The 12,106-nt window shown below is 70.5% G+C and carries 12 protein-coding genes; 6 read left to right on the top strand and 6 right to left on the bottom strand.

The window, feature by feature from the left end:
* Nucleotides 1-179 precede the first annotated feature (179 nt).
* On the top strand, nt 180-458 hold the full coding sequence (locus IE244_RS42345) for an alpha/beta hydrolase (RefSeq protein ID WP_229854405.1): 279 nt from the start codon (nt 180-182) through the stop codon (nt 456-458).
* 148 nt (nt 459-606) lie between these two features.
* Here the strand turns inward: IE244_RS42345 and IE244_RS29730 are convergent, their stop codons facing one another.
* The gene (locus IE244_RS29730; RefSeq protein ID WP_191876633.1) at nt 607-1,878 is read right to left on the bottom strand and encodes an MFS transporter; all 1,272 of its coding nucleotides are present in this window, start codon (nt 1,876-1,878) and stop codon (nt 607-609) included.
* Between the two features lie 719 nt (nt 1,879-2,597).
* On the opposite strand from IE244_RS29730, the gene IE244_RS29725 reads away from it, so the two are divergent.
* The 3 genes from IE244_RS29725 to IE244_RS29715 all read left to right on the top strand — a co-directional run bounded on the left by IE244_RS29725 (nt 2,598) and on the right by IE244_RS29715 (nt 4,301).
* The gene (locus IE244_RS29725; RefSeq protein WP_191876632.1) at nt 2,598-3,128 is read left to right on the top strand and encodes a hypothetical protein; all 531 of its coding nucleotides are present in this window, start codon (nt 2,598-2,600) and stop codon (nt 3,126-3,128) included.
* Between the two features lie 34 nt (nt 3,129-3,162).
* On the top strand, nt 3,163-3,441 hold the full coding sequence (locus IE244_RS29720; RefSeq protein ID WP_308436300.1) for a DUF6420 family protein: 279 nt from the start codon (nt 3,163-3,165) through the stop codon (nt 3,439-3,441).
* A gap of 365 nt (nt 3,442-3,806) precedes the next feature.
* Nucleotides 3,807-4,301 carry a hypothetical protein gene (locus IE244_RS29715; RefSeq protein WP_191876630.1) on the top strand — a complete coding sequence of 165 codons (495 nt, stop codon included), beginning with the start codon at nt 3,807-3,809 and terminating at the stop codon, nt 4,299-4,301.
* A gap of 50 nt (nt 4,302-4,351) precedes the next feature.
* Here IE244_RS29715 and IE244_RS29710 read toward each other — a convergent pair whose 3' ends face one another.
* Complete coding sequence (locus tag IE244_RS29710; RefSeq protein ID WP_191876668.1) at nt 4,352-4,531, bottom strand: hypothetical protein; 180 nt, start codon at nt 4,529-4,531, stop codon at nt 4,352-4,354.
* Nucleotides 4,532-4,978: 447 nt separating this feature from the next.
* Between IE244_RS29710 and IE244_RS29705 the strand changes: the two genes are divergently transcribed.
* Entirely contained in the window at nt 4,979-6,319 is a 1,341-nt protein-coding gene (locus IE244_RS29705) for a hypothetical protein (protein WP_191876629.1), read from the top strand.
* Between the two features lie 267 nt (nt 6,320-6,586).
* Here IE244_RS29705 and IE244_RS29700 read toward each other — a convergent pair whose 3' ends face one another.
* Both IE244_RS29700 and IE244_RS29695 read right to left on the bottom strand, forming a co-directional pair.
* Nucleotides 6,587-7,492 carry an NADP-dependent oxidoreductase gene (locus IE244_RS29700; RefSeq protein ID WP_191876628.1) on the bottom strand — a complete coding sequence of 302 codons (906 nt, stop codon included), beginning with the start codon at nt 7,490-7,492 and terminating at the stop codon, nt 6,587-6,589.
* A gap of 88 nt (nt 7,493-7,580) precedes the next feature.
* Nucleotides 7,581-8,651 (bottom strand): alkene reductase, encoded by a 1,071-nt coding sequence (locus IE244_RS29695; RefSeq protein ID WP_191876627.1) that lies wholly within the window; start codon nt 8,649-8,651, stop codon nt 7,581-7,583.
* A gap of 245 nt (nt 8,652-8,896) precedes the next feature.
* Here IE244_RS29695 and IE244_RS29690 point away from each other — a divergent pair, with 245 nt between their 5' ends.
* On the top strand, nt 8,897-9,430 hold the full coding sequence (locus IE244_RS29690) for a MarR family winged helix-turn-helix transcriptional regulator (RefSeq protein ID WP_191876626.1): 534 nt from the start codon (nt 8,897-8,899) through the stop codon (nt 9,428-9,430).
* Between the two features lie 49 nt (nt 9,431-9,479).
* Here IE244_RS29690 and IE244_RS29685 read toward each other — a convergent pair whose 3' ends face one another.
* Together IE244_RS29685 and IE244_RS29680 are read right to left on the bottom strand one after the other, a co-directional pair.
* Complete coding sequence (locus tag IE244_RS29685) at nt 9,480-10,706, bottom strand: CynX/NimT family MFS transporter (protein WP_191876625.1); 1,227 nt, start codon at nt 10,704-10,706, stop codon at nt 9,480-9,482.
* A gap of 104 nt (nt 10,707-10,810) precedes the next feature.
* Nucleotides 10,811-11,920 (bottom strand): hypothetical protein, encoded by a 1,110-nt coding sequence (locus IE244_RS29680; protein WP_229854404.1) that lies wholly within the window; start codon nt 11,918-11,920, stop codon nt 10,811-10,813.
* Between the last annotated feature and the right edge of the window lie 186 nt (nt 11,921-12,106).

The raw sequence follows: 12,106 nt of genomic DNA, 5'->3' as shown, positions 1-12,106 counted from the left end.
CTGCCTCGCGCGTACCGCCGTACCGCCGTACCGCTGTGTCGTGGACACGGACGCGTGTCGAGGTCCGGCGTCCTCGGCGGCCTCGGGCCCAGCCAAGGAGAAGGACGGACGGAACACGCCCATGCCCCTCATACGCGGATCCGCAGACGACCCCGCCACTCCCCACTCGAACGCGGGGGATGGCCGGCGAACTGGCCGACGCCCGGCTGCTCACCTACGACGGGTACGGGCACACCGCCGTGCTCCATCCCAGCGGCTGCGTCAAGGCCCACGAGAGCCGCTACCTCGTCGACGGCACCCTCCCGCCGGCCGGCACGACGTGCCGACCGGACGCGCCACCCTTACCCGTCCCGGCGCCCAGACCCATCGGCGGCAGCGCCACTGGCGGCGGGACGGCCGGCACGAAGGCAGCGGGGTCGGTCCTTGTGCGCCCCGGTGTGGCCGCTCCGGCGCCGTGAACACCCGCTCCCGTGTGCCGCCGACCGCCATGCCCACGGCGGGCGGCGCCACGGCCCATGCCCTCGGCCGGGTTCGGCGCCGGCGCGGAACGGGTGCCGTTGCCGTCGATGTGGGCGGTGCCGGGGCGACCGCCGCTGGACCGGTCGCTCATCGGCGGTAGGCGGTGGCGGCGATGGCGGGCAGCAGGGCGACGGACAGGACGCCGCCGGCGAGCGCGAGAGCGGGATAGCTGGTGGCGGCGACGATGATGCCGGAGGCCATGCCACCGGTGGCACCGGCGATCGCGATGGAGACGTCGACCATGCCCTGGGTCCTCGCGCGGGTGGCCAGCGGCACGGTGTCCGTGATGATCGCTGTGCCGGACACGAGGCCGAGGTTCCAGCCCAGCCCCAGGAGGGCCAGCGCGAGCGCGAGGAGAGCGACGGAGTCACCAGGTGCTGCGGCGGCGAGGACGCCGGCGACCAGCAGGGCGATACCGGAAGCAGCGGCGATCTTCATGCGGCCGAAACGGTCGGCGAACCAGCCGGTCAGTGGGGAGGGCAGGTACATGGCGCCGATGTGCAGGGCGATGACGAGTCCGGACGCGGCGGTGCCGTGGCCATGGTCGTGCATGTGGACCGGCGTCATGGTCATGATCGCGACCATGACGAGCTGGGTGAGGACCATGACCAGCGCGCCGAGGACGACACCTCCGCGGCCCTCGCTCGCGTCGACGACCGTGGTGGCTGCGGCCGGGTGCGCAGGGGCGTCGGCTTCCTCGGCCCGGGCGACGGCGCGGGCCACGAGCAGCGGGTCGGGACGCAGCCAGAGGGCGAGGACCAGCGCGGCCAGCGCATAGGCGGCGCCGGACAGCATGAAGGGTCCGGCGAGGTCCGGTATGCCGAAGCGTTCCGCGAAGCGGCCGGTCGGTGCGGCGAGGTTGGGGCCCGTGACACCGCCGAGGGTGGTGGCCACGAGGACGGTGGAGACGGCCCGGGCCCGGTGACCGGGCTGAGCGAGATCGGCTCCGGCGTAGCGGGCCTGGAGGTTGGTGGCGGTGCCCGCGCCGTAGACGAACAAGGCGATGAACAGCAGCACCGGGTTGTCCAGCACGGCGGCGGTGATGACGCCGGCCGAGCCGATGGCGCCGGTGAGGTATCCGGTGGCGAGACCGGGACGACGGCCTCGGGCCTGGGAGATACGGCCGACGGCGACGGCGGTCAGCGCGGAGCCGGCGGTGAACAGGGCGCTGGGCAACCCGGCGAGGCTGGTCGAACCGAGCATGTCCTGGGCGAGGAGGGCGCCGACGGTGACGCCGGCGGCGAGCCCCGCGCCGCTGAGCATCTGGGAGGCGACCAGGACGCGCAGGATGCGGCGCTGTGCCTGTGCCGGGTCGGATATGTGGGCCGTCGTGCCGACGGGCGTGGTGCTGCTGGTCATGTCACTTCCGAGGCGGTGGTGGCGGAGGGGGCTGTGACGCCGATGCGGGGGTCGTTCGCGCCGGACGGCGCCGCGAGGACGGCCAGCGCTGCGCGCTCCCCGGCGGCGAGGGCACCTTCGATGTGCCCGGCGTACTGCGTCGCCGTTTCGGTCGACGCGCAGTGCAGGCGGTCATGGAGCGTCGGGCGCTGAGAGAGGGTGACCGAAGAGGACGTGGTCGGCAAGGCGCTGGGCGGTGGAGGGGGTTGCCAGCACGGCGATGGGCGCCGGTGCGGTCCTGGAGGATGGCGTCCCCGGCGAGATGCTGTGCGAGGGTTTCGACGCCGCTGCGTGCGGCCAGGTTGCGCCCGCGCTCCTGTCCGCCCCAGGACCAGGTGGCGCCCGGGTCGAGGCCCCGGCCCAGGTCCGAGGTGGCGGCCGACAGCAGGCGTCCGCCGATGCGGTCGCGGGCCTCCACGCCGACGGTGTCGCGGCCGGCGGGCGTGCAGAGCCGTGGTGGTGGCCAGCCTGGCGGCGCCGGCGCCGACCACCACCACGTCGTGGCTGTCCCGGTGGGGCATGTGCGGTTCCCTTCCCTTCGGGCCGACTTGAAGCGCGCGGGTTCGCGCCTTGATGGGGTTGAACATTGGTTTGACGGCGGACTCTGAGCCGTCGGTCGCCCGGCAGGGGGCGTCGGGGACCCTCTGGCGGATGAAGGACGGCTTGGACAGAATGCAGCAGTGTCCGTGCTTCAGTTCGCTTCGTCCATCGCGTGGCCGCTCGTCGCACTGTGCGCCCTCGGCCTGATCGGCTTTGCCATCCGAAACCTCAGCCCGGACACGGTGCGCACGGCGTTCCTCACCAGAGATCTGAACCTGAAGGTGCCGGGCGGCTTGGAGGTCGGCTGGTCGGTTTCGCCGGAAGCCTTGCGGGCGGCGACGGCGACGGACGAGTCCCTGGCGCTTGCGCAGAGCGGGCAACCCCTCGTCCCGACAAGCGAGGTCCGCCGAGAAGCTGTTGAGCAGATCGTGGCGGGGGCTTTGCGAGCCGGCTGGGGTTGGGGGCGTGGCGCGCTCGGAGCGGCTGCCGCTCCGCCAGAGGTGCGAGTGGACTGGGCAAGTGATGCGCCCCTGGTCACGGTCGACTTCGCATTTCCTGAGTCGTACGACGGCGAGGATCCACAGGTGACTGCGTCTCGGACCGCTCTTGCCCGAGCGCTCGCCGGCAGGGAGATCAGCATCACCGTGACTCCGCCGAGCAGCAACGGATGACCCACCCCAGCCGGGCGTCGGCCGCGGACCTGCGCTGCTGCGCCCGTACGGCACCGTGGAGGCCTGCGGTCGCCACGTCACACCCGGCGGCAGTCGACTGACCGTCAGGGAGGACGGCAAGCACCTCCAGGTCACGGTGGACCACCTAGGCTGCCCGGCCCAGCTCGCCGAGGAGAAGACCGCCCTCTTCAGGCGCCTCGGTCTGGCCACCGAGGGGCACTGCCCGCACGCCGGGTGCCGCCACCGCGTCGCCGACGCCGGGGCGGTGCTGCGCTCACGATCAGCGCCGATCCCCTTGCCTACCTGGCACTAGGACGAATCTAGGACGGCCGGCGGACCCGTGTCCATAACGTCACCACAGCCGGACTCACCGAAGGCCACGGGGCGGGCGATGCGTGCGGAATCACCAGGAAACAAGAGATCGGCTCTCTCGCAGCCACGAAGGCGATGTCCTGGAACCGTCGTCATCAGGGCAGCGCGATCGAGGCCGAAAACGGGCTCCCTGGCGCGCGCTCGTCGCGAGGATCTCGCCGTTTCGCGCGTGGCTGACCAGAACCGGCTGCTCGTGACCCCCTTCGGGACCCTCCGCCAAACGCCAGACACGATCATTCCGTCCACGGTCACACCGAGGCCCGGCCCCGACCGCGGCCAGGCCGTTCAAGGCAGGAGACAGCACCCATGCTCAAGCTCCCCAAGACCCGACGCGCTATCGCCCTCACCGCCGCCACCCTCGCACTCGGTGGCGGTGCCGCCATCGGCGTCGGCGGCACAGCGCAGGCCGCCCCCACCAGTTGCACCACCATCAACATCGGCAACCCCGGCAACATCAACGTCGGTGGTGTGTACGCGGGCCAGGTGGAGCAACAGTACGACGGCTGCGGCTATGTCCGAGCCCACTTCCAGTACTCCCACAACTACTGGCTCGGCCACAGCGGCACTGCCTGGTCGGCGTACCCGTGTGTGCAGACGCTGAACTACGTGGGGCAGGCGTGCGCCAGCGGCGACACGGTCGACGGCCCGCAGGACGTGTATTCCGGGTGGGTGCCCATCCACTCGGCGAACCCTGACACTTGGCAGGCGATCGTCACCATTCCCAACGGCTGTTCCGAGGCCGGCGGTTCCTGGCACGCCTACGCCAATGGCGCCAACTGGGGCGAGTACTCGTCGTGCTGACCCGTACGACCAGTGGGGCCGAAGGGCTGACCGTGAGGGTTTGCCCAACCTCACCGGCGTGCGTCGCCGTCTGACTGACCGATCACCGTGACGGCCTGCCCCGGACCGCTCCTGGGCAGGCCGTCACGCACGGGAGAGCGACGCCACCTGGGCAGCTTCGCGGTGCGCTCGGGGTACGTGGCGACGACGTGGCGCAGGGCGGTCGCCTCGGTGATGCCGAAGAGCCTCATGAGCTTGAGCGGGTCGCCGGTGGCGAAGGCTTCGCCGAGGAGCCGGTCCTGTCGGAGCCTGTCGCGGGTCTGCCCCTTGGACCGGCAGGAATGCCGCCACCCCTTGCGCCCCCCGCTCGCCGAGCTGGTGCGGCTGCCGGCCGTGGAGCTGCGGCCGCCGCCGGACGGCGAGTCGCGCGGCTGGTGCGGGCCCTGGAGGACCGCCTTGCACGCCTGCCTTGGGTGGTGTCCGCGGGACCTCGTCGGCCACTCGCCGGGATGGCCGTGCACCGCTTGCCGCGCCCGAGTGAATGTGAAGCACTGGGACATGGATTCCTTTCCATCGGCATATGCATAAGGCATATCGGTGCTCAACGCGCTGCCCGGTCGCGGCCTCGACTGCCGCGGCGAAGCACGCCTCGCCGTGGGCAGGGCTCGCGGAACTTCCCAGGCACGAAGGAGCCGAGCATGACCCCTCCCGCGACGCGCCGGGACAACTGCAACGCGGCTGACCCGGAACTGACGGGCATCCGAACCCTCGGCCACGCCAACCGCTTCGCGACATGGGACTCCGAGTTCCGCTACGACGGGCGGATCCGCGTCCCGGTGGGCGTGAAGATCAAGCAGATCAAGTACTCCTGCTATGGCAACGGCAGTGCCGACACGGCCGTCGGTGAGGTCAAGCGTGGTCGTGGCGGCATCGACCAGGAATACGAGGTCATCGACCTCACGTTCCTCGACGACTCCGATGTCATCACCTTCACGCTCCGCGGTGACCTCGACGTCGATGCCGACCCCCGCCCCGCGTACAGCCGTACGTACCAGATCCGGGTCGACGTCACCCTCGACGACGGAACCGTCCGCACGGCCAACCCGCGGGTGGAGGTCCTTGCCGGGGCGTGGGACAGGAGCAACCCCGAAAAGGTGGGCCGTCCGTTCGTGCGCCTGCCCTACGACACCGGCTGGGGCGGAACCCCCAACAGCCAGGCCGGGTTCGGCTACGTCTGCGACGACGGCCTTATCCCCGGGGACAAGTTCATCATCGACCTGGTCAACCTCCGCGAGGGCGTGGCGGACGTCGACAGCAACCACAGTGACTCCGTCTACTACCAGCTGGTGCATGAGGACGGCACACCGTCCGCGTACACGCCCACTCCCCAGGTGCAGAAGGCCACAGGCCACCCGGGCGGCGGTGTCGAGCACAAGGTGACCCTGCCGCCCATCGATCTGCGGAGGCTGGGCGACAGGCCCGGCTACTACCGCTTCCTGGTCTGGCCCCAGTCCTCCAACGCCGACGGCGGGGTCAGCGGCATCTGCTGGAACCCCAAAGTGATCGAGGACGCCTTCCAGGTCGGCAGCGTCTACTACCGCTACACCGCACCCCAGAGCGCAGCGCTCTCGGTGTTTCCGGGAGAGCCTCCGGATGTGAGGCTGACCCACGCCGGTGACATCGGCTACCCGGGCGTGCGGCTGGTCGCCGACGGAGACGGAACGGTCCCCGCGCAGACGGTGCGGGTCAGCTTGCCGCAGGGCAAGGGACTGCAGTTCGCCGCCGAGGGCAACCCCGGCTACCTGCTGACGGTTCAGGGGGCCCGTGGAAGCCGGAGATTCTTTCCAGGGGCCGTGTCCGCGGACGGGCAGCGCATCACCTTCAGGAACGTCGACCTGGGCCTGCTCGGGAAGGGATCCGAGTCCCGGGCCTGGGTCGCGGCGAAGGCGTCCCGCAACGCCCCGCCGGGGGACACGCATCTGAATTTCCAGGTAGGGGACCGGACGATGTCCTCCACCACCATCAACGTCGTGGGCTGAAAGCCAGGGCGCGCCCGGTTCGCAGCGGTTCCCCCACGTCGACACGGCAGCGCCCCGGTCGCTCCGGCCCCCGCTGACCGCGTCCCACACAGCCGATTCCGGCCAGACGTCCAGCAGTCGAGAGCCGCTCGGGTGTCTTCGGCAAGGGGAAAGGGCGAGGGGAAAGGCAGACTCCGCCGGTGTAGGTGGGTTCGGCCCAGGCCGGTGGGAGCGCCGCCCGGCGCGCTCCGTCGGGGGGGGGCGACGCCAGGCGGCGGGGGAGCGGGGTCAGGGAAGGAGGACGGCCTTGCCGTGGTTGCGGCGGGCCTCCAGGTCGGTGTGTGCCTGTGCCGCCTCCGCCAGGGGATACGTGCGCCAGATCGGTACGGTCAGCTTGCCCTTGGCGGCCAGCTGCACCAGCTCCGGCAGGGCTTCCTCGGACTCGTCCGCGCTGCCGGCGCTGAAGCGCACACCGTGCCGCGCGGCGGACATGTCGGCGATGGTGATGACCCGGGCGCTGTCACCGGTCAGGGCCACGGAGTCGGCGAGCACGCCCGCGCCGGCGGCGTCGAAGACGAAGTCGGCCCCGTGGGGCGCCGCGGTCTTCACCCGCTCCAGCCAGCCGTCGCCGTAGCGGACCGCGGTGGCTCCGAGTGCGGAAACGCGCTCGATGTCGTGCTCGCCGACCGTTCCGATGACGGTGACGCCCCGGGCGACCGCCAGCTGCACCGCGAGGAAGCCCACGCTGCCGGCGGCCCCGTGGACGAGCAGCGTCTGACCCGACTGCACACCCAGTTGACCGAGGACACGGAACGCGGTCCGGCCGACCGTGACGAGCGAGGCCGCGACCTTCCACGACAGGACTCCGGGCTTGGCCACCGGCCGGTCGAGCAGGGCGTACTCGCTGTAGCCGCCGCCGACGGTCGGACCGAGGACCTCGTCGCCCACGGCCGCGTCGGCTCCCTCGCCGACGGCGTCGACGACCCCGGCCGCGTCCAGGCCCGGGGTCACGGGGAAGTCGGCAGGGGCGACACCGGCCATCAGGCCGGACCGGATCTTCATGTCGAGGGGGTTCACGGAGGCGGCCCGCACCCGGATCCGGACCTGGCCCGGACCCGGCTCCGGCGGGGCGACCTCGGACAGTCGCAGCACTTCGGGCGTGCCGTACTCGGCGAAGGTGATCGCTTTGGACATGGGGGACTCCAAGGTGGAAGTGGGGGACGAGGAAGGCCGCCGCGCGTTCGTCCGACTCACTGTGCGGCTGCCTCGGCGGCCTCGCCGCTCAGGGGGTGAGGGTGGGGTAGTCGGTGTAGCCGCGGTGGTCGCCGCCGTAGAAGGTGGCCGGGTCCGGGGTGTTGAAGGGACCGCCGGCGGCGAGGCGGCGCGGCAGGTCGGGGTTGGCCAGGAACAGCGCCCCGTAGGCCACCATGTCCACACTGCCGTCCTCGACCAGCTTCAGGGCGTCCGGGCCGGTGGCGTCCGGGTAGGTGAACGGGTTGAGGACGAACGTGCCGGGCCAAGCCCTGCGCAGCGCCGCGGTCAGGTCGCGGTCCGGCCCCTCCAGCAGGTGCAGGTAGGCGAGCTCAAGACCGGCGAGTCGGTCCAGCAGGGTGGTGTAGACCTCGCCCGGGTCGTCCTCGGACATGTCGTTGTACGGGTTTCCGGGCGAGATCCGCAGACCGACCCGGTGGCCGCCGATCGCCTCGGCCACGGCCGTGACGACCTCGACGGCGAACCGGATCCGGCCCTCGGTGCCGGCCCCCCAGGCGTCGGTGCGCCGGTTGGTGTGGGGCGCGAGGAACTGGTGGATCAGATAGCCGTTGGCGCCGTGGATCTCCACGCCGTCGAACCCGGCCTCGACCGCGTTGCGGGCCGCGGTGGCGAAGTCGGCGATCGTCTCCCGGATCTCCGCCTCGCTCAGCTCCCTCGGCGTCACGAAGTCCTTCGGCCCCTCGTGGGTGTAGACCTGGCCCTTGGCGGCCACCGCGGACGGCGCCACCGGTACGAGACCGTCGGGCAGCAGGCTCGGGTGGCCGACACGGCCGGTGTGCATCAGCTGGGCGAAGATCACGCCGCCCTCGCGGTGCACGGCGTCCGTCACCGTCCGCCACGCCCGCACCTGCCCGTGCGTGTGCAGACCAGGGGTGTCGGGGTAGCCCTGGCCGACGGCCGAGGGCTGGATGCCCTCCGTGACGATCAGCCCGGCGCCGGCACGCTGCGCGTAGTACGTCGCCATCAGTTCCGTCGGCTCGGCGCCGGGGCCGTAGGCACGGCTGCGGGTCATCGGCGCCATCACGACGCGGCTGGCCAGGCGCTTGCCGCCCAGGACGATCGGATCGAAAGCAGTGGTCATGGTCTCTCCCTCGGGGTGGGTGTACTGCGAAGGCGCTGCAGAGGCGGCCTGCGCAGTGAATGCCTGTTCGGACAAGTAAATCACCTGTCCGAACAGGTAAATCCCGCGGCTTCATTCCTGAGGTTCGGAGTGAATCAGGTCACACACCCAACGCTCTGCTGTCATACGTGGGCATTCGGGTGCCCGGGCGGGGGTGCTGGCCCCGCGGTAGGATGAAGTTGCTCAGGCAGGAAAGCGAGGGAGAGATGACACAGCCCGGACCCGAGGCCGAGCGGGGTCACGTGGAGGCGGAGCAGACGGCCACGGTCCCGGTGCCTGGTACGGCGAGCGGGGGACCGGTCAGTCACGCGATCTTCCGCCTGGCCCGCCTGCACCGCATGCTGGCGGGGCAGCTGCTCCGCCGAATCGGTCTGCATCCGGGCCAGGAGCTGGTCATGATGCACCTGTGGGAGCTCGGCCCCCAGCGGCAGGCCGACCTGGTGCGGCTGATGGATTCCGACGCCGCCACCATGACACGGACCGTCCGGCGGCTGGAGCAGGCCGGCTTCGTCCGCCGCCGCCCCTCGCCCACCGACCGACGCGCGTCACTCATCGAACCCACGGTTGCCAGCCACGCCCTGCGCCGCGAGGTCGAGCGCGTCTGGAGCCAGCTCGAGGACATTTCGACGGCGGGTCTCTCGGACGAGGAGCGCACCGCGACCCTGCTCACCCTGGAACGCCTGGAGCAGAACCTCGTCCAGGCCGCCGCCGAGACGCCGGGGGCAGACGCGGATCGCTAGCACCTAGTCGGCGGAAGGAATGCGTGCCTCCCGTTGCCGGTCCCGGCTGTCAGGCAGGCTCGCGGACCGGAGCGTCGGAGACCTTGCCGCGGGAAACCACGAAACCTGGGCGGGCGGCGGCGAGTCCGGCCGCTGTCTCGGGCACGACGAGGAGCAGCAGGAGAAGGAGCGGGATGTTCCATCCGCCGGTGAGGGTGTGGAGCAGGCCGACACCGAGGGGGCCGGTGGCCGCGAGGAGATATCCGCAGGTCTGGGCCATGCCGGACAGTCGCGCAGCTGTGGCGGGGTCCGGGGTGCGCAGGGAGATCAGCGTCATGGCGAGGGGGAAGGCACTGCCGGTGGCGAAACCGAGGATGACCATCCACAGCCAGCCGGCCTCGGGGATGAGGAAGATCCCGGCCAGGCCGGCGACTTTCGCGCCCACCACGGCGGCGACGAGGACCCGTTGATCAGACCGCCGCGCAGCGGTCGTGGGAACGGCGAGCCCGAAGGGGATACCGAGAGTCAGCAGGACGGAGAGCATCGTCCCGGATTCCGTCGCTGAAAACCCTTGGCCTTGCATGATCTCGGGCAGCCATGCCGTGAGTGTGTAGAACAGCAGCGACACGATCCCGAGGAACGCCGCCACCGCCCAGGCCAGCGGCGAACGTGACAGCCGGGCCTCCTGGGCAGGCCGTACGGCTGCCGCGGGGGACGGCAGGGGCCGTCGAGTGTTCGTGTGAGCGAGAGATCCCCACACGGCGGTGGCGAGGGCGGCGGGGACGGCCCAGACGGCAAGGACGGCGCCCAGCCCGCCGGCGTGGTCCAGGGGGAGGGCGGAGGCGGCGGCCACCGCGCCGGAGACGGCCATCAGCATCATCACCAGTCCGGTCAGAGACCCGATCCGGCCGGGGAAGCGCTGTTTGATGACAGCGGGGACGAGGACGTTTCCGGTGGCGATTCCGGCGCCGGTCAGGATCGTCCCGGCGAACAGCGCGGCCGGGGCGGCCACGGAGCGCACCAGGACACCGAGGAAGACGAGGAGCAGCGCGGCGGTGATGGTCTTCTCCGACCCGAGACGTGCGCCGAGCGGTGGGGCGACGGCGGCGAAGACGCCGAGGCAGACGATGGGCAACGCGGTCAGCACGCTGGTGGCGGCCGACGAGAGGTGGTAACTGCTGCGCAGTGGTTCGAGAACGGGCCCGACGCAGGTGATCGCGGCCCGCAGATTCACCGCGAGCAGCATGAGCCCGATGAGGTACCGCGCCTGAAGCCGGCGGGTACGCGTGGTGTGCATGAAGTGAATTCCCCCGTGGAAAAGGTGAAGCGGCTCCCCCTGGTGTGCGAAGGAGAGCCGCTCGTGGCGTCAGCCGTGGGTAGCAGTGGTCGATGTGGTGCGGGTCAGTGCTGGACCGGGCAGGTCAGGGCCACTCCAGGCGTACCGAATGTGGACGCGTCGTCCCCGAGAAGGCCGAGGAGTTCCTGCGACAGCAGGTCTTCGCGGCCCTTGAGCGCGTTGGCCACCTTCTGGTCGGCGGAGAAGACCATCTCCGCCGCGATGTTGTCCTGGACGATCCGGGCGAGGTTCTCCAGCCCGACCCCGATCGGGTCGGTGACGGGGAGCTGGTCGCAGACGATGTCGATCAGGTGGGTGCCGACGCGGTCGGCGTCCATGAAGTGACGGATGATGATGGTGTTCTGGTTCAGGACCGACGTCGTCCACATCGAGTACACCAAGGTGTACAGGTCATGCCACTTCGCGGCGCCCAGCTGGTTCTTCCAGCGGGTGAGAAGGGCGGTGACGCCGTCGATCTGGGCTTTGGCGGCGAAGTACATGTTGGTGCGGATGTCGCCGTACACGGCGCCGGTGAAGTCCTCGAAGTTCTTCATCGAGAACGACCGCGTCCGCACTGCCTCCGCTATGAACTCCGAGGCGCCGTCGAGGATGTGCGCGCTCGATTTCACGAGCTTGTCCGGAAGGTCGGCGTCCTCCAACACGGCACGGCCCGCGGCGATTACGTCACCCCACTGGCGCAGGGGTTCCACCCAGTCCTCGGAGCCGGGGCCGTTGAAGGACACCATCTCGAGGTCGTGGGCGTCCATGTCCCCGGCTTTCTGGTGCCAGTCCGGGACGCGCTTGTTGAGGTAGGGGGCGAGGACGGAGAACGTGCCCAGCGGGACGTGGGCGATGGACTTGGCGAGCTGGAAGATCTGATCGACCGGGTAGACCTGCTCGATGACCTGGCCGTTTTCCACGAGCCAGTAGGTACCGCCCTCGGGGCCGTTGGCGACGACGATGACCGGCGCGAGGTGCTTTTGCAGTTCGTCCTTGAGGGCTTTGTACCGCGTCCGCATACCCGCGTTGACGGCGAGGATCTTCGCCCGCGCGTCAGTGACGGAAACCGCACCTGCGACCGGTGCGGCGGAAGCCGGGGACGAGGAGAGATCGGTCAGGAGTGCTGTCGCCCCGACGGCGGTCGCGCCGCCGACGAAGGATCTTCGAGATGTCACAGTGTGCCTTTCCCCCGGAAGGGTGCCTTTTCTTGTGAATCGCGCCCAACGCAAAGGACGCTACTGCCCCAACTGGCAAGAAAACAACGGAAGATGGCACAGTGCTCTCACATACGTGCTGTGCGAACAAATAAACCGGAACGGAGAGTTTCGGAATTAGGCATGAAAAAAGGGCGCCCGGGCCGA

Origin of the sequence: Streptomyces filipinensis (assembly GCF_014649495.1) — a bacterium.
Lineage (GTDB): Bacteria > Actinomycetota > Actinomycetes > Streptomycetales > Streptomycetaceae > Streptomyces > Streptomyces filipinensis.
Note: the sequence above shows the minus strand (reverse complement) of the source record. Positions and strands in the feature narration are given on the sequence as shown.